Source organism: Anaerocolumna aminovalerica (assembly GCF_900115365.1).
Classification (GTDB): domain Bacteria; phylum Bacillota; class Clostridia; order Lachnospirales; family Lachnospiraceae; genus Anaerocolumna; species Anaerocolumna aminovalerica.
This window is the reverse complement of record NZ_FOWD01000026.1, coordinates 13,599-32,785: the sequence shown is the minus strand read 5'-3', so window position 1 is coordinate 32,785 and position 19,187 is coordinate 13,599. Positions and strand designations below refer to the sequence as shown.

At 35.4% G+C, this 19,187-nt stretch carries 15 protein-coding genes; 10 read left to right on the top strand and 5 right to left on the bottom strand.

All coding sequences use genetic code 11. The features are described from left to right. Positions 1-45: 45 nt before the first annotated feature. Positions 46-2,532 carry a transglycosylase domain-containing protein gene (locus BM183_RS13960; RefSeq protein ID WP_091687492.1) on the top strand — a complete coding sequence of 829 codons (2,487 nt, stop codon included), beginning with the start codon at positions 46-48 and terminating at the stop codon, positions 2,530-2,532. Positions 2,533-2,613: 81 nt separating this feature from the next. Here BM183_RS13960 and BM183_RS13955 read toward each other — a convergent pair whose 3' ends face one another. From BM183_RS13955 to murC, 4 genes are all read right to left on the bottom strand, one after another. Then, a complete protein-coding gene (locus tag BM183_RS13955) occupies positions 2,614-3,789 on the bottom strand; it encodes a ribose-phosphate pyrophosphokinase (protein ID WP_091687491.1) in 1,176 nt (391 codons plus the stop codon). A 105-nt stretch (positions 3,790-3,894) separates the two neighbouring features. Further along, entirely contained in the window at positions 3,895-4,881 is a 987-nt protein-coding gene (locus BM183_RS13950; protein WP_091687490.1) for an ATP-binding protein, read from the bottom strand. 52 nt (positions 4,882-4,933) lie between these two features. Then, entirely contained in the window at positions 4,934-5,935 is a 1,002-nt protein-coding gene (locus tag BM183_RS13945; RefSeq protein ID WP_170848023.1) for a DnaD domain protein, read from the bottom strand. 558 nt (positions 5,936-6,493) lie between these two features. Beyond that, positions 6,494-7,897: a UDP-N-acetylmuramate--L-alanine ligase gene (gene murC, locus BM183_RS13940; protein WP_091687488.1), complete on the bottom strand. Its 1,404-nt coding sequence runs from the start codon at positions 7,895-7,897 to the stop codon at positions 6,494-6,496. Positions 7,898-8,323: 426 nt separating this feature from the next. On the opposite strand from murC, the gene BM183_RS13935 reads away from it, so the two are divergent. From BM183_RS13935 to galE, 7 genes are all read left to right on the top strand, one after another. Beyond that, the gene (locus BM183_RS13935; protein WP_091687487.1) at positions 8,324-9,598 is read left to right on the top strand and encodes a glucose-1-phosphate adenylyltransferase; all 1,275 of its coding nucleotides are present in this window, start codon (positions 8,324-8,326) and stop codon (positions 9,596-9,598) included. Further along, a complete protein-coding gene (gene glgD, locus BM183_RS13930; protein ID WP_091687486.1) occupies positions 9,595-10,716 on the top strand; it encodes a glucose-1-phosphate adenylyltransferase subunit GlgD in 1,122 nt (373 codons plus the stop codon). Before BM183_RS13935 ends, glgD begins: the two co-directional genes overlap by 4 nt. A gap of 157 nt (positions 10,717-10,873) precedes the next feature. After that, the gene (gene spoVG, locus BM183_RS13925; protein WP_091687485.1) at positions 10,874-11,164 is read left to right on the top strand and encodes a septation regulator SpoVG; all 291 of its coding nucleotides are present in this window, start codon (positions 10,874-10,876) and stop codon (positions 11,162-11,164) included. A gap of 266 nt (positions 11,165-11,430) precedes the next feature. Then, positions 11,431-12,294, top strand: coding sequence for a transglutaminase domain-containing protein (locus BM183_RS13920; RefSeq protein ID WP_170848022.1), 864 nt, complete (start codon positions 11,431-11,433; stop codon positions 12,292-12,294). A gap of 374 nt (positions 12,295-12,668) precedes the next feature. Next, a complete protein-coding gene (locus BM183_RS13915; RefSeq protein WP_091687483.1) occupies positions 12,669-13,598 on the top strand; it encodes a nucleotidyltransferase family protein in 930 nt (309 codons plus the stop codon). A gap of 187 nt (positions 13,599-13,785) precedes the next feature. Continuing rightward, positions 13,786-14,910 (top strand): phosphotransferase enzyme family protein, encoded by a 1,125-nt coding sequence (locus BM183_RS13910; protein ID WP_091687516.1) that lies wholly within the window; start codon positions 13,786-13,788, stop codon positions 14,908-14,910. 159 nt (positions 14,911-15,069) lie between these two features. Next, positions 15,070-16,083: a UDP-glucose 4-epimerase GalE gene (gene galE / locus BM183_RS13905; protein ID WP_091687482.1), complete on the top strand. Its 1,014-nt coding sequence runs from the start codon at positions 15,070-15,072 to the stop codon at positions 16,081-16,083. 101 nt (positions 16,084-16,184) lie between these two features. Here galE and BM183_RS13900 read toward each other — a convergent pair whose 3' ends face one another. Then, positions 16,185-17,027, bottom strand: a complete 843-nt coding sequence (locus tag BM183_RS13900; protein ID WP_091687481.1) for a PocR ligand-binding domain-containing protein — start codon at positions 17,025-17,027, stop codon at positions 16,185-16,187. A 310-nt stretch (positions 17,028-17,337) separates the two neighbouring features. On the opposite strand from BM183_RS13900, the gene BM183_RS13895 reads away from it, so the two are divergent. Together BM183_RS13895 and pth are read left to right on the top strand one after the other, a co-directional pair. After that, positions 17,338-18,339, top strand: coding sequence for a DUF4003 family protein (locus BM183_RS13895; RefSeq protein ID WP_170848021.1), 1,002 nt, complete (start codon positions 17,338-17,340; stop codon positions 18,337-18,339). Between the two features lie 256 nt (positions 18,340-18,595). Next, entirely contained in the window at positions 18,596-19,159 is a 564-nt protein-coding gene (gene pth, locus BM183_RS13890; RefSeq protein WP_091687479.1) for an aminoacyl-tRNA hydrolase, read from the top strand. The last annotated feature ends 28 nt before the right edge of the window (positions 19,160-19,187 follow it).

The following is a 19,187-nucleotide window of genomic DNA, read 5'->3' as shown; positions in this document are numbered from 1 at the left end:
AACTAGATAAACATTTGCAACCGGAGGAGTAAGTGAAGGAAGAATATGAATAAACCAACGAATTCAAGAACCAATACAAGTCAAATCCATAAGAAGAAAAATAATAAAAAAAGTAAAAGGACCAATCAAAAATCAAAAAAGAATAAGAGACAAGCAGCTAATACAGGGAAAGATTCCATCGGTAAGAAAATAGGCTTGTTTTTTCTGATTCTGTTATTGATATTATCCTTATGCGTTCTCATAGCAGGTTTGTTTATTTATTTTAAATACGGTAATACCATTATCCGGTTTCAGAAAGAAGCTCAGGAGGCAGTTAGTATGTCTGACAGGGATACTTTCCGCCAGGCGGAAACCAGTTTGGTATATGACATAAAAGGGAAACCAATCTCTGTACTAAAGGGAGAGAAAGATGTATATTATCTGGAGTATAAAGAGATTCCTGAGACAGCAGTAAAAGCGATGATCTCAATTGAAGATAAGAAGTATATGTCTCATGAAGGGGTAGATCTGCTGGCCATTATCAGGGCAATGACAGCACTTATTAAGAACGAAGGTGACATTACTCAGGGAGCCAGCACCATTACCCAACAGTTGGCAAGGAACATCTTTCTCAGCAATGAAGTGACCTATGAAAGGAAATTAAAAGAAATATTTATTGCCATTGAGTTGGAGAAGAAGTATAGCAAAGAAGATATTCTGGAGTTTTATTTAAATAATATCTATTTTGCAAATGGTTATTATGGTATTGAAGCAGCTAGTAAGGGATACTTTAATAAGAGCGCAAAGGACCTTAGTCTGTCTGAAGTTGCATTTTTATGTGCTATACCCAATAATCCCACCATTTATAACCCATTGCATCATATGGATAATACCAAAGCCAGACGAAACCGTATTCTGGACCATATGTATCAAGACGGCCGCATAGGATTGGAAGAGTATAATAAGGCTTCGAATCAGGAGATTACCTTGTCCTTAAGTAAGGTGAAAAAGAACAATTATGTAGATACTTATGTGTCTTACTGTGCTATAAGGGCATTGATGGAGAAGCAGGGTTTTGAGTTCCAGTATCGGTTTGATAATAAAGAACAGCAGGAAAAATACGAAGAACAGTATTATGATTTATATTATAAGATTCAAAAATCCCTTTATTTTGAGGGTTACCGTATCTATACCTCCATTGATATGAAGAAGCAAAAACTATTGCAGCAGGCAGTGGATAATACTCTGAAAGATTACGGAGAAGTAAATAAAGAAGGAATTTATACTTTACAAGGAGCAGCAGTCAGTATAGATAATTCAACGGGAAAAGTGGTAGCTATTGTGGGAGGGCGATCACAAAAATATAACGGATATACCCTGAACCGGGGATATCAAAGTTACCGTCAGCCTGGAAGTGCCATAAAACCCCTGATTGTATATACTCCAATTTTCGAGAGAGGTTATTATCCCGACAGTACAGTTGTGGATGAACCAATAAAAGGCGGGCCTTCTAATTCCGGCGGAACCTATTCCGGACAGATGGAATTAAGAAAGGCAATTGAAGTATCAAAGAATACTATAGCATGGAAGATGTTTGAAGAACTGACACCGAATGTTGGGTTATCCTATCTGCTGAATATGAATTTTTCTAAAATTGATAAGAATGATTATATACCGGCGGCATCTTTGGGAGGATTTACAATAGGTACAAGTCCGGTTGAACTGACTTCGGCATATGCCGCATTAGAAAATGACGGAATTTTTCGGGAACCTACCTGTATTGTAAAGATATTAGATGCAGAAGGTAATGAAGTTGTGGGTGAAATCAATAAACAAAAGCGCATTTACGAAACCAACGCAGCCAGAATAATGACGAATGTATTAGAAGGCGTTATGAAAAGAGGTACCGGAAAAGGTCTGACTTTAACCAATATGACCAGTGCCGGTAAAACCGGAACTACAAATAACAACAAAGATGGTTGGTTTGTAGGGTATACCCCTTATTACACCACAGGGGTATGGGTTGGGTACGATCTTCCGAAGTCCCTTAACAACCTATACGGCTCTAAACATCCGGGTACTATATGGAAAACTTATATGAATGAAATTCATAAAAACTTAGAGAATGAAGAATTCATATTATATACAGATAATAGACCGCCGAAAGAGAAAAAGGAAGAAGAGGCGGAAGAGGATTCTATAAAGGATTCAGAAAAACCGGATAGTACAAAGGATAATGAAAACAAGGATAAAACAGGAAAGGACAATGACCAAGAGAAGGCAAAGGATAGCCAAAATCAAGACATTAATCCAAGCCCTGATTCAGGAGAGGAATGGAATGAGTCCAATGAGGATGATTTTTATGAAGATACGGAATCAGGAATGGACTTTGAGGACCAGACCGATTTAGAAGAATTTTATGAAGAGAATACAGAGCAAGAGGTACCGACAGACAAAGATAGGCCTAGGGACCAAGATGCAAACGGTGATATAAACAACGGATGGGAAGAAGATATAAACAAAGGCTTAGGGGGTAATGGGGGGCCTGGATAATAAAAAACATATAAAAAATGATACAAAAAATTCCCGGTTTTAAGTTCCGGGAATTTTTAATTCGGAGCAGTAATCTGATGATTACTGGCGGTTTTTATATTTGTTTAATAATTTTTGGATACGTTCGGTTGGACTCAAAAATTCACTGATGGATTTATCGTGGTTTAAAGTATCAATTAATAAAGCAATGTATTTGCTCATATCCACACTGATATAATAAGGCTTAGAAAGCAATTCAGATGGTTGATATACCAAATTCGTGGTTAATACACGATCGATTAATCCTTGCTCGTAAGCTTCATCAAATTTTTTAAAACCATTGGTGAATAATCCGAAAGTTGCACATACAAAGATTTTTCCTGCTTTTCTCTTCTTTAGTTCTGTAGCAACATCTATCATACTTTCCCCTGAGGAAATCATGTCATCAATAATTAACATATCTTTTCCTTCTATATCATCACCCAGGAATTCATGGGCAACAATAGGGTTACGTCCGTTAACGATGGTGCTATAGTCACGGCGTTTGTAGAACATACCAAGGTCAATGCCAAGAACATTGGCAAAATATACAGCACGGTTCATTCCACCTTCGTCAGGGCTGATAACCATCATATGGTTTGGATCTAAATTCAAGTCTGGTACATTCTTAAGTAAAGCTTTAATAAATTGATAAGTAGGTTGTACTGTTTCGAAGCTCTTTAAAGGAATAGCATTTTGAACACGAGGGTCATGGGCATCAAAGGTAATGATGCTTTCTACACCCATGTTTGTTAATTCTTGTAAAGCCAAAGCACAGTCTAATGATTCCCTTGAACTTCTTTTATGTTGTCTGCTCTCATATAAGAATGGCATGATTACAGTAATTCTACGAGCTTTGCCGCCAACAGCTGCTATAATTCTCTTTAAGTCCTGGTAATGGTCATCTGGAGACATATGATTTACTTGACCGCATACAGAATAAGTTAAACTATAATTACATACGTCTACTAACAGATATAAATCGTCACCTCGCACAGTTTCTTTAATGAGGCCCTTTGCTTCACCGCTGCCGAATCTTGGGCAGGAAGCGTTGATTAAATAGGAATCTCTTTGATAACCAGCAAAGGCTATGGTAGAAGTATGCTCACTGTTCACTTCATTACGCCAGCTTACAATGTAGTTATTTACTTTTTGCCCAAGTTCTTTACTACTTTCTAAGGCAATTATTCCTAAAGGTCCCACTGGGATTGTTTCGATTATTTTTTCTTGCTGTGGCATTTGTATTTGTCCTCCGATAAAAATTTAATAAGTTAATGGGAAAATGTCCATTTACGTTATACCATTATCAATATAGTAAGTCAAGGCTAAATCTTAAACAAACTTCTAAAACAGTTTTTTTAGCCGAATGTCTTCTCCTATAATTTTCAAAAGAATGTAATTGCTGGCAATACGGGAAAAAACCCTTTCGCTATAATTAATGTTTATATTATCTAAAGATAAATTTGTAGAAATAATAGTGGACTTGCGCCGTAAGAAACGTTCATTAATACATAAGTATAATTGTGAAGAAACAAAAGTGTTATTCAATTCTGTTCCTAAATCGTCTACAATAAGCAAATCACAATCTAATATATATTCAAATTGATTTTGTGATTCAAAGGATTCTTCGCTTTTACCGAATTTATTCTTCTCCAATATATCAAATAATTGAAAAGCAGTTAAATATATAACTGTATGGGCACTGTCTAAAAGTTCCTTTGCTATGCAGTTTGCTAAAAAAGTCTTCCCAACACCAGTATTGCCATAAAGTAAAAGGTTATTATACTCCTTATCAAAGTTCTCAATAAACTGCCTGCATGTCTGGACAGCTTTTTTAATGTTCTGCCTTGGAGTCATTTTAATACTTGGTTCCATATAATCATCGGAATAAAAATCATAAGAAAATGTGGAAAAGTTCTCTACTGCAATGGCCGTTTTGATATTAGACTGGGAATAAACAATATCTACGATAGCCTGTTTAAAGCAATGGCATTTTTCTTTGCCCTTATAACCGGTATCTTTGCAATCCGGGCAATAATAGGTAGGCTGAAGGTAATCCCTTGGAAATCCATGTTGTTCCAACAGCTGGATTCTTTTTCTGGAAGCTTCTTTGGTGATTTTTTTCAATGAATTCAATGCTTTCTCATCCCCATATAGAAGAAGCTTTGCACTTTCAATGGAACTGCTTATGACTTTATCGTCAATCTCCTTCATTTCAGGGATTGTTTTATATACCAGCTCAGTACGCAGATCTAATTTGTGCTTACTTTCCAACTGCTTTGCATCATAATCCCGTAATATTTTATTATATTGAAAATTTTTCAATGCCATAGGTAATTCCTTCCTTATGATTCACATCATTTCATCTATCTAAGTTATGGTTTTATTGCTTATTTAACAGTCTTTGCTCCATAGAAGAATAATCTTCATCGGTATAAGTCCTTTGAGGAAATGCATTAAAACGGTTTGACTGGGACGCCTTGGATGCAGGAGCCATTTTGGAGGAATTAGCCTTAGCGTTTACGCTCTTAGAATGTTCTTCATCTAATTTAGCTATCTGGCTTAATTCTTTCACGCCTTTTTTAAACCAGTTCTCCAATATTTTATCCGCATATTTAAAATCCGGTTTTTGAGTCATAAGAATAGTACGGTTGCAGGCCTCTACAATAATATCGATAGAGAAGCCAAATTTATTTAACCATTTATTAATAAACTGTTTTTCTACATTACCAGGTGCTCTGTTTAATCCAAATGCTTTATTCACAGCATTGTAGTTGCTGTTGTAGAGGACAGTGGCTGCCTCTGCTTTCTCTACGGTATCAATTCCTTCTTCTGCCCATGATAAGGCAACGGCTTCTATGTAAGATGGATTCTTTTTGTTCTTGGAAACACAGTATTCGTACAGATACATAATCAACTCTGCTGAGAAACCAAGACTTTCATATAAATACAGGATTAATTGAAGATCCATTGGTTTTATCAAACGATCTAAGTATATTTCAATAATGTTCAACAACCACTTTACTTCATCATGATTGGTTAGTTGTTTTATCTGGGCATCTGAGTAAGTTGGTTTTTCAAAGTTCTGCCTCGGTGAAATGGAAACTGTCTCAGCCTGCTCCGGCTCTGACGGTGGAGCTGCGGTGGAAGTGGCATATTCTTCGGCATCCTGACTATCTTTTGCTGTATAGATATCATTAATAGTAATAGATACAATTTGATGGTTGGTGTCTCTTACCAGTGAAAGCAGATTTACTTTTTCCCAATAACATAATCCTCGGGTTATGTCTTTTTCCGTATCTTCTAAATGATCGGCAATGGAAGAAAGGGTAATCTCCATGTCCGAAGAGGCCATACAACGCAATAAATATAAGTAAACCTTCACATAGGCTCCATTTGCAGAGGGCATATAGTTGTCTATAAAAATATTTGGTATAACAGTACTCTCAGAGGTACTGTTGGATTGTAAAGTAATTGTGTTCATTTTTATACCAAGCCTTTCTATGCAGAATACATACTATAAATCTTCTGCTATTAACATGTTAATTAATATTTGTTACAACGACTATATAACATGAATCGAAGGATGTTCATGTTATAAGCATCAGTGAGAATTAGCAAGAGAAGCTTGCAATGGAAATACTTTAATTCACCTGCCATCCTCATTCCGCCTCATTATAGCATAGGTTTCAAAAGAATGAAATAGGTGAAATGGGAGTGGAAATTCCCCACAAAACATTTGTGGACAATGTGGATAATGTGGATAGATTGGTGCAAGAATTCTTCTAATTTATGTTACAAGAGCAAGAAATGTTGGTATTCAAAATAAATCTTAAGAATTGGGAATATTTTATAGTGAAGTACAAAGGTTATTATGTGAACTAAAAAATCCACAACCATATCACAATAGAATTGTTGATAAGATTGTGGATAATGTGGATAACTATTCCCCAAGAAGTGCTTCTCCAATGTTTACAACGTCTCCAGCGCCCATAGTTATCAACAAGTCGCCGTTAGTACAATTTTGCAATAAAAAGTTTTCGATTTCTCCAAAGCTTTGAAAATAATAGGTTTCTTTCCCTAATTTCAACAGTTCATCCTGTAAATCTTTTGAAGAAATGTCTCCGGGATTGGCTTCCCTTGCGGCATATATATCAGTTAACACTACTTTATCTGCTAAAGATAAAGCTTTTGCAAAATCTTTTAAGAAAGATTTTGTTCTGGTATACGTGTGGGGCTGGAATACACACCAGGTTGTTTTGTGTGGATAATTCTTAGCAGCTGCTAAAGTAGCCCTTACTTCGGTAGGATGGTGTGCATAATCATCGATTATGGTGATTCCGCCTATCTCTCCCTTATATTCAAACCGGCGTTCCGTGCCTTGAAAGGATAGCAAAGCCTCTTTGATAACATCTAAAGGTATATTTAAACTTCTTGCCAGAGCAATCGCTGGTAAGGAGTTGGAAATATTATGAATTCCCATTATATTTAAATCAATGTGAGTCAGCAGTTTGCCATTTTCCATTAAATCATAATGACCATGGCCTTTACCATCAAACATTACATTAGCTGCACTATAATGAAGCAATGCCTTTGAAACAGGGCTCATCTCCTGATTCACACTGTAAGTTATTACATTACAGGGTAAATCCTCTGTAAAATAACTTACATTGTCAATATCACCATTAATAATTAATAATCCATCATCAGGAAGGCGCTTTGCAAATTCACGGAAAGAATGACGGATATCATCTAAATCCTTAAAGAAATCAAGATGCTCTGCCTCTACATTTAATATTATACTCCTTGCAGGATTAAATTTTAGAAAACTGTTGGTGTACTCACAAGCTTCCGTAATGAAATGCTCCGAATGGCCTATACGAATATTTCCTCCTATATTATCCAAGATTCCGCCCACGGAAATGGTTGGATCTAAATTTGCTTTTAATAGGATAAGAGATGACATGGAAGTAGTTGTAGTTTTTCCGTGAGTTCCGGCAATGGCAATGGAATCAGTATAATGAAGCATTACCTGGCCAAGGAGTTCTGCACGGTCCATAATGGGGATCCCTGCCTGAATAACGGACTGGTATTCTGGATTATCTTCCTTTACTGCGGAAGTATAAACTACAAAGTTAATATCAGGTGTAATATTTGAAGACCTTTGTCCATATATTATATTTATACCAATACTTTCTAGGTGATTTGTAATTTTACTCATTTTTGAATCAGAACCACTGACACGAAAACCCATCGTATGTAAAAGTTCGGCCAGTCCACTCATACTAATACCGCCGATACCAATAAAGTGCACGTTGTTTGGTTTGCTAAAATCAATTTGATACATAAGACACTTCCTATTCTAAATTAATTGGTTTATATCTGAAATAAGTGTCAGATATAAGTTACATATTGTTATTATAACCGTTTCCTATAAAAATACAATTAAAATTTATCCTATGGGGAAGCAAACAGGCTATGCAGGCTGCTGATAAATTATAAATACTCTATTTTATTGCTTTGCGCTCCTGATTTCACCAATAATAAAAGAGGAATTTAGAATCATCGTATATCTATAATATATAGAATATTATAATTAATGACAGGAATTAATTAATTATGTTAATAATTTATAATTAATTTATATTTTCTGGTAATAGATATATACAATATGTAGTAAAAGTTTTAAATATTTCGAAAATTATTGTAAAATTTATTCACAACAATAGAAATATATGGTATAATAGTCTCAGATTGAGTAAGAGGTGATTGCATGATTAAAAAGGAAATGATAGCAATGCTTCTTGCCGGTGGACAAGGCTCCAGACTGGGAGTTTTGACGTCCCATGTAGCTAAGCCGGCGGTTGCATTCGGGGGGAAATATAGAATCATCGACTTTCCTCTTAGTAATTGTATCAATTCAGGTATTGATACCGTCGGTGTGCTGACTCAGTATCAGCCTTTGCGATTAAACACACATATAGGGATTGGTATACCATGGGATCTGGATCGGAATATTGGGGGTGTAAGTATTCTTCCTCCTTATGAAAAGAATACTTGCAGTGAATGGTATACAGGAACAGCCAATGCCATATATCAAAACTTAGGATATATGGAATACTATAATCCCGATTATGTACTGATTCTTGGCGGGGATCATATTTACAAGATGGATTATGAGGTCATGCTGGATTTTCATAAATCAAAGAATGCGGATATTACCTTAGCAACCATCCCGGTACCAATAGAAGAAGCCAACAGGTTTGGTGTAGCAATCACAGATGAGAATAAGAGAATTACTGAATTTGAAGAGAAACCGGAAAAACCACGGAGTAATTTAGCTTCCATGGGGATTTATATTTTTACCTGGAAGGTGTTAAAGGATGCACTAATTGCCTTATGGTCGCAAAAGGGATGTGATTTTGGCAAACACATTATTCCCTATTGTCATCAAAAAGGCGATAGAGTATTTGCTTACGAATACAATGGATACTGGAAAGATGTAGGCACTTTAGGGGCGTATTGGGAATCCAATATGGAACTGATAGATTTGGTTCCGGAGTTCAATTTATATGAAGAATTCTGGAGGATATATACGAAAGCAGATACTATTCCACCGGGCTACATTTCGGATACCGCTGCCGTTAATAAAGCAATCATAGGTGAAGGAACGGAAGTCTATGGCGAAGTATATAGTTCTGTTATCGGTTCTGGAGTTACAATTGGATCCGGTGCAGTTATTCGGGATTCCATTATAATGAAAGATGTAGTGATTGAAGAAGGTGTACATATTAATAAATCTATTATTGCAGAAGGAGCAGTGATTGGTGCCAATACACAATTAGGTGTGGGGGAAGAAGTCCCGAATAAATTATATCCTAATATTTATTCCTTTGGTCTTGTTACAGTGGCTGAAAATACTCAAATACCATCCGGTGTAAAGATTGGTAAAAATACAGCCATAGAAGGAATTACCCTTCCCGAGGATTATCCAAACGGAGTTCTTGAAAGCGGTGAAACTTTGATTAAGGCAGGTGACAGATTATGAAAGCAATAGGTATTGTTTTAGCAGGTGGGAATAATAATAAGATGAGGGAATTATCCAACAAAAGAGCTATTGCAGCCATGCCTGTTGCCGGAAGTTATCGTGCAATCGATTTTGCATTAAGTAATATGTCAAATTCCCACATTCAAAAAGTTGCAGTAATTACACAATATAATGCAAAGTCTTTAAATGAACACCTGAGTTCTTCAAAATGGTGGGATTTTGGAAGAAAACAAGGTGGACTATTCGTATTTACACCTACAATAACCGCAAGAAACAGCTACTGGTACCGGGGAACAGCAGATGCTATGTATCAGAATATAAGTTTCTTGAAAAAGAGTCATGAACCATATGCAGTTATTGCATCAGGAGATTGTATATATAAGCTGGACTATCATAAAGTTTTAGATTATCATATTAATAAAAGAGCAGATATTACGGTAGTATGTACAAGGCTTCCTAAGGATGAAGATGCCTGCAGGTTTGGAGTAGTTAAAACAGGGGAAGATGGACGAATCACACAGTTTGAAGAGAAGCCAATTGTAACAGATTCCGATACTGTGTCTACGGGAATATATATTATCCGCAGACGTCAATTAATTGAATTGTTAGAAAAAGCGGCTGAGGAAGTGCGGTTTGATTTTGTAAAGGATATTCTGATCAGGTATAAGGATATTAAGAAAATATATGCCTATTCTATGGATACTTATTGGAATAATATTTCTACTGTGGAGGCTTATTATAAAACAAACATGGATTTTCTGGACAAGGATGTCAGGAATTATTTCTTCAGGCAGTATCCGGATATATATTCTAAAGTAGAGGATTTGCCTCCTGCCAAGTACAACCAGGGCTCCAATACGAAAAACAGTTTAATTTCCAACGGTTGTATTATCAATGGTCAGGTGGAAAATTCCATACTGTTCAAAAAAGTTTACATAGGTAATAACTGTACTATTAAGAATTCTATTATTTTGAACGATGTATATATAGGTAATAATACCTATATAGAAAATTGTATTGTAGAAAGCAGAGGCACCATCCAGGCAAATTCAAGCTATATAGGTGAAGATGGTGAAATCAGGATTGTGGTGGAGAAAAATAATAGATATGTGTTATAAAACTCCTGCTTTAGCTATAGAATACATACAAATCAAGAAGTTGTAAAATTTATTTTTTCAACTAAATCCTACAGATTTTGGTGGGTATTAAATACGTTAAGATAAAATTTTTATCTATAAAAAACCAAAAGATAAACTCAGAAGGGGGACTTACAAAATGCAAATTACAGACGTGCGAGTACGCAAAGTAAGCAAAGAAGGAAAGATGAAGGCGGTTGTTTCAATTACTATGGACAATGAATTTGTTGTTCATGATATTAAGGTAATTGAGGGTGAAAAAGGGTTATTTATAGCAATGCCAAGCCGTAAAGCCGGTGATGGTGAATATCGCGACATCGCACATCCAATCAATTCTGAAACTAGGGAGAAGATACAAAAAATTATCTTGGAAAGCTATGAAGCAGCAGCTGAAGTAGGTACAGATGAGACTGCAGCAGAAGCAGAATAAAAAGATAATCCGATGAGAGTATTTCTAGTGTAAGAGAGTATCGTTTAGAAGCTAGGCATTACATAATTCATAAATGATCTCAACCATTCTAAACAAAGTTAATATGAAAGGGAAGAATACTGTTAAGTTGTTCTTCCTTTTCTTTTTTTTCATATGGTTATTGGTTCTAAAATAAGATATAATGAACCAATAATCTATATAATGATTATTAGAAACTTGTTTTATTTACGAAACCATAATGATTTAGAATGTTTGAGGTGCCTTTTGTGAAAAAACTTATAAAAACCTTAGCAATTATAGCATTATTTGCTGTATTAATATATAAGCTTGAAGATAAATATAAAATAATTGAGTGGGTATACCATGTAATCACAACGGAAGAAACCGTGGAAGAAGAGTTTATTAATACAATCCGCCAAGCCATGCTTAAAGGGGAGGAAGAACTTATAATTCAGTATGTTGGGGAATTCAACAGTATAGATTGGTTTACAGAGGATGCAATAAACATGGCTTATTCCATAGATGATCAGCAAACTTCCAGTGACTATGATTATCTTAGATATAAGGTGGAAAGCATTTATGCTAAAGTTGGGGGTTTGGGAAAAATTTTATCTGTTACTTATCAGTTTAAATATAATGAAACTGCAGATGAAACAAAAAAAGTAGATGATAAGGTTAAAAAGCTTTTCCGTAAGTGGAATATAGAAAAACTTAGCGATTATGAGAAGATTAAGAAAATTCATGATTTTATTATAGAAAATGCTTCTTATGATACCTCTATGAGAAATTATTCCGCCTATGATAATTTGTTCGAAAAAACATCTACTTGCCAAGGATATATGAGTTTAGCCTATAAAATGCTTACGGAAGCAGGGATTCCCTGTAGAATCGTAACCGGAACAGGTAATGGTGAAGCCCATGGTTGGAATATCGTATACTTAGAGGGAAAATGGTATAATTTTGACAGTACTTGGGACGATCCACTTACCTGGAACGGGGAAGAAGTGCTGACGTATGATTTCTTCTTAAAGGCGGATAAGGACTTTCCAAACCATGTGAGAGATGAAGAGTTTCAGACAGAAGAGTTTCATAAGGAGTACAATATGAGTAAAGAAAGTTATGAAGAATAAGAGGTGAAAAGCATCTTATCTTTTATTTTGAGATATCCCGGATTATCCTGTCTGGAAAGTTAGCCATTTAAAAAGAATAGTTTAGATAGAAACCAGGGAGTTGGAGCAGTATCTCTTCCTGGTTTTTCTTTCTGAAAAATTACCTGAAATTAAAGCCGCTCTTTTAGATTTCCTATGTATAATGTAGATTTATATAATTATCGTAAAATAATATAACATCATACTAAATTACTAATAATCATACGATTCTTCATAGTAATCTTTCCTGTTATTAAATAAAATAAAGCTATATATAGATACTTTAAAAACACTTTTAAAGAGCAGAGAAATAATTAATCTGTATCTTGATAGAACAAGTTTAGAAGGAGGAAGCTATGGATAATACAGGTGATTTAACGTTGGTAATTATGGCTGCAGGAATGGGAAGCAGATATGGCGGATTAAAACAAATTGATCCGGTTGGGAAACATGGTGAATTCATTATTGATTATTCTATTTATGATGCTATTATAGCAGGCTTTAATAAAGTTGTATTTATTATAAAAGAAGAGAATTATGAAGTATTTCGTGACACAGTGGGAAAGCGTGTTGAGAACTTAGTTGATGTAAAATATGCATTTCAGAAAATTGATACAATTCCGGAAGGAACTGTAATGCCGGAGGGAAGAACAAAACCTTGGGGAACTGCACATGCTGTTTATAGCTGCAAGGATTTAGTGAATGAGAATTTTGCAGTTATTAATGCAGATGATTTCTATGGAAGAGATTCTTTTGTACAATTAGCTGATTTTTTGAAAGAAAAGCCGGAAGCCGGAGATAAGCATCATTTTGCAATGGCAGGATTTATCTTAAATAACACCTTAACTGAAAATGGTCACGTTGCAAGAGGTGTATGCACCACAGATGCCAATAATTATCTAAAGAATGTAACAGAAAGAACAAAGATTCAATACAACCACGGAAAGGTTCAGTTCTACGAAGAAGGTGACGGCTGGACAACAATAGATCCAAACAGTACCGTATCTATGAACTGCTGGGGCTTTACACCGGACATTTTTACTGAAATCGAAAAGCAGATGAAGAACTTCTTTAAACAGGACACCGCTACTTTAGCAAAAGCAGAATTCTTCTTGCCATCTGTGGTACAAAACTTAATTGACAATGAAAAATGCGATGTTAAAGTCCTTAATACCAATGCAAAATGGTATGGTGTAACTTACCATGAAGATAAAGAAGAAATCGTGAAATTCATTAGTAAACAAATTGAAATAGGTGTTTACCCGGAGAATTTGTGGAATAAATAATATTTACAAACAGGGATATTTCAACCACTGGATGTTCTAATATTGAGAATAACTGAAACGTAATGGTGCTAAAGCACCGGAATCCAGATTAGGTTGATAAAACAAGCATTTTCAGCCCGCAATTTGTGCAGGAGCACAAAATTGCTGTCGTTATTAAATGGTGCCAAGCACCGGAATCGAGGTTAACATGGAAAATAAAATAATTGATACTAAAATAACAGCAGAAGTCGTAAATCAATTTGAGTTTAATGGAGAGTTTATTCATATTGAGCCCCTGGGACAGGGACATATTAATTCAACTTATGCGGTATATTTCAGAAGAGAAACAGTACCCCCAATCCGTTATGTTTTGCAGAGAATTAATACAAGCATTCTTAAAAATCCATTGACATTAATGAAAAACATTGAAGGGGTAACCAATCATTTACGTAAAAAGATTATGGAAGCCGGCGGTAATCCTGACAGAGAAACCCTTACTATCGTAAAAACAAAAGACGGAAAATTATTTTATGAAGATGGGGATAAAGAATGTTGGAGAGCATACCTTTTTATTGAGGATGCTACTTGCTATCAGTCTGCTGAAAAACCGGGACTATTCTATAATTCCGCAAAAGCCTTCGGCAGATTCCAGAAACTATTATCTGATTACCCGGCAGAAACCTTATCAGAAACCATTGAAAAGTTTCATAACACCGTAAACCGTTATAAAAACTTTGAAAAAGCAGTACAAGAAGATAGGATGGGAAGAGCAAAAGACGTTCAAAAGGAAATTGAATTTGTAAAAGCTAGAAAAGACGACTGTGGTATCGTGTTGGATCTCATCGAAAAGAAAGAGATACCTTTACGTGTAACTCATAATGATACAAAACTAAATAATATTATGATGGATAATGAAACCAATGAAGGTATCTGTGTTATTGACCTTGATACTGTAATGCCAGGTTCCGTTTTCTATGACTTTGGTGACAGTATCCGTTTTGGAGCAAGTTCTGCAGCAGAAGATGAGACAGATTTGTCCAAGGTTTATATGGACATTAATTTATTCAAAGAATATGTGGAAGGATTCTTAAGTGAAGCTGGTGAAACATTAACAAAGAAAGAATATGAATTACTTGCCTTCTCTGCAAAGCTTCTGACTTTAGAATGCGGTATCCGTTTTCTTACTGATTATCTGGAGGGAGACACTTACTTTAAAATCCACAGAGAACATCATAACTTAGACCGTGCAAGAACTCAATTTAAATTGGTTGCCAACATGGAAGAGAAGATGGAAATGATGAATGAAATAGTAATGAGCCATTGCAAGAATTAATTGGCGCCATGGCAAAAAAACAATGGAAATAGATAGAGCAGTATAGTATACTATACTGTAATGAATATATGTAAATATTCAAGTTACCGGCTGAAAATGTACATTTCAGCTCAGATGGCCTTATGAGGCAAAATATAAAGGAAAGGCATAGGTGTTGTTATGAATATATTGGTAACCGGAGGTGCTGGTTTTATTGGAAGCCATACTTGTCTGGAACTGTTAAATGCCGGACATGATGTTATTGTTGTTGATAACTTATCCAATTCCAGTGAAGAATCCCTAAAGCGTGTAAAAGAATTAACAGGTAAAGATATATTGTTTTATCAGGCTGATTTACTTGATTATGGTGCGTTAGATAAAATATTTGATGAAAATGTAGTAGATGCAGTTATACATTTTGCAGGCTTAAAAGCAGTAGGAGAATCTGTAAGCATTCCTTTAAGATATTATCATAATAACTTAACAGGTACCTTTAATCTGCTTGATTGTATGCAAAAACACGGAGTATTTAATCTGGTATTCTCTTCCTCTGCAACGGTATACGGAACACCTGAGAAATTACCTATTACAGAAGATTTCCCACTATCCACAACCAATCCATATGGAACAACCAAGTTAATGATAGAACAGATTTTACAAGACTTATATGTTTCTGACTCCAGATTCTCCATTGTTATTCTTCGTTACTTTAATCCTATTGGAGCTCATGAAAGCGGACGTATTGGGGAAGACCCACGTGGAATTCCTAACAATCTACTTCCATACATTGCACAAGTTGCTACTGGTAAATTAAAACAGGTAAGTGTATACGGTAACGACTATCCTACGGTTGACGGTACCGGTGTAAGAGATTATATCCATGTTGTAGATTTAAGTATTGGACACCTGAAAGCCATTGAGAAAAAAGCTGGCAATCCGGGAGTATATATTTATAACTTAGGAACCGGCAGAGGTTATTCTGTATTAGAAATGATTCATGCTTTTGAAAAAGCATGTGGAAAAGAGCTTCCATATCAAATTATTGATCGTCGTCCGGGGGATGTAGCTGCATGCTATTCTAATCCGGAGAAAGCAAAGAGCGAATTAGACTGGTCTGCAAAATATGATATTGAAAAAATGTGTCAGGATGCCTGGAATTGGCAAAGTCATAATCCAGAAGGTTATAGACAGTAAATTCAGGTAAAATAAATGAAACTCCGAAATGCCTCTTGGACTTTCGGAGTTTTTTATCTATATTTCTAAGGGAGATTATTATTAATCCCTTTGATAAAAATTTAATTTGCTATTTCATTACCTGTTTCGCAGCTTTTGCGAAATTCTGTTGGGGACATATTTTTATGCTTTGTAAATGCCTTGGTAAAATAATTTTGGTCGGTAAAACCACACAATGATGTAATTTCTCCAATGGTTTTCTTGCTGTTGCGAAGATAATTTTCTCCATGCTGAATACGGATTTCTGTCAGATACTGATTAATACCTTTATGAAACTTCGCTTTAAAATGAGTATGCAATGTGGACTTTGAACAGAAAAAGTGAGAGCATAGTAAATCAATGGTGATTTTTCTGCTATAATTTATATCAAGGTATTCTTTTATTTTCATGGCAAGGTCTTGCTTTTGATGATTTAAACGGTTGCTTAAAGTAATATACTGAGCACAAACATTCATGATGGTAATTACCGATTGAATAGTTTCTTTGGAGCTGACAGGAACTTGTTTTAAAGCCTCTGATAAACGGTTTTTATCTTTTGTATAAGGAAATGCAGCATAAAAGGCATTATTCATTGATTCGGAATCATCATCCAAATACTGGCCCATCATCAGGTAACCGGTTAAAGTGTCAAAGCTGTAAAGAGGTGTAACGGCTTCACACAAGCCAAAATGGCATTTGTAGATATATACATTTTTCAAAGTTTGTACTTTTTCAAAAGCATTAATATCATTTTGTACGCATTTTTGTTTTCCTTCCGGAGACTCCTGTATAAGACTGCAATAACAACTTAATTTTTGGGGATAGGCAATTATTTCGTTAAATTCGGTATCATAGATACTGATTCGAAAGCCGGATATATTATAAAGTTCTTTTAAAATTCTTTCCAATGTAATTTCAGCAGACATGGTATCACCTCGTTCTTTTTACAAATCAATTATGGAATAAGAGTAAATCCTACTATAAGTAAAACACATAATAACAAGTTTAACAAGATTTAAGAGTGACTTTCGGACTAAAAGATTTGTCCAGTTTTGGAAAGGTTTTAATGAGGAATTAGTATTAGAAAAACTATTGCCATTAAAATTACAATGCTTTATAATAATAACAATATGGAACAACGCTGCACGTATAATTATTATAGGTGTAGCGTTGTTACGTGCATATTTTGCAGTATTTTTCATGTTGTCCGTTCTTGTTAAAGAGGGAGGTATTAGAATGTTAAGTAACAATCTACAATACAAATGTGATTTATTTGAAGAAAACTATGGGATATTAAAGAAGAATTTTAAATGGGAATACTCCATGATGCTAAGATTAGCCGCTATAATATGTGCCAATGCCGGTATCAAGGCTGATGTAGAAGCAATAAAAAAGGCAAAAGGAATCATTAAGAATAATACAGGAGTTTTCTCCTCTTTTAAGGATATTTCATTTTTTATTTTATCTACTTTATTTTCTCTTGAAAAGAATCAGGAAGAGATGTTTTTAAAAACTAAGAATATATATGAAGAAATGAGAAAAACAGGTTTTCGTGCTTCGCCCTATTTGACCTTAGCTGCATTTTCCGTGGCAAAGCAAAAGCCGGAGCAGGATGTGGGAGCTGTCATTAGCAGAGCAAAAGAATTCTATGATGCAATGAAAAGAGAGCATCGGTTTTTAACTGCCGCTGATGATTATGGATATGCAGCAATGTTAGCTGCAACAGATTTAAATATAGCTTCCACAATAAACGAGATGGAAATGTGTTATGAACTGTTAAAGAAAAATTTTGGGGTGGGCAATGAATTGCAATCCTTGACCCATGTACTTGCTATGGGAGAAGAACCTGCTCAGGAAAAATGTGACAGGGTATTAGAAGTATTTGAAAGTTTGAATAATAAAGATTGCAAGATATCAAAATATCATAATCTTGCTAATCTTGGCATATTAGTATTGGTTAGTGAAGATGTGGAGAAGCTGACAGATGAGATTGCAGAAGTCAATAAATATTTGTTGGGGAAAAAAGGTTTTGGAAGATGGTCCATATCCAAGCAGGATCGAACTTTATTCAGTTCAGTACTGGTAGTGGAGGAATACCTGAAAGAATCAAAGAAGGATTCCCTTACAATGACTTTGGCTAATGGGATAACAAACCTGATAATTGCACAGCAAACGGCAATGATTATTGCTGTATCCAGTGCTTCTGCGGCAGCCGCAGCATCTTCTTATGGAGATTAGAAGTTAACCTCATCAGGGAAGAGGGCTTGCCTGTTTCAGCAGGAGTTAGTGCTCCTGCTGAAATGCCACGTAGTGGCAATGAGGTTATGAGCAAGTAGCGTAAGCGGATAAACTTGCCTGTAGGCAAGTGGGAATATCCGCTTTAAAACGGTGAAAGAAAAATTAAGAATGAAAGGATGCCGTAAACTGAATTCTTTCACATTATTTATGAATGGCAGTATCGCAGGAAAGCTTGTGATATGCAGTGGGTATAGTTATGTACATTATTATAGGACTGGGTAATCCGGATCAAAGATACGCAGCAACGAGACATAATATAGGGTTTGATGCCATAACACGAATTGCGGATGATTATAATATTCCTTTGGATTTTAAAAAACACAAAGCTATATGCGGAAAGGGATACGTTGGAGGTGAAAAGGTAGTGCTTGCACAGCCTCAGACCTTCATGAATCTAAGCGGAGAAAGTGTTAGGGAATTAGTGGATTTTTATAAAGTGTCAAACGAAGAAATTATAGTAATTTATGATGATATTAGTTTAGAAGTTGGTCAGCTTCGCCTTCGCAGTAAAGGAAGTGCGGGAGGACACAACGGAATTAAGAATATTATCAGCCATCTGGGTACTGAGGATTTTGCAAGGATCAAAATAGGAGTAGGTGACAAACCTAAGGATTGGGACTTGGCAGACTATGTGCTGTCCCGTTTTCCAAAGGAAGAAGAACCTGTTATACGTGAAGCCTTAAAAAGGTCTTCCGAAGCAGTAAAGTCAATTATTACAGATGGAATGGAATCTGCAATGAATATTTATAATAGAAAATAACAGCAATAGGTGTCTATAAAGGAGGCAG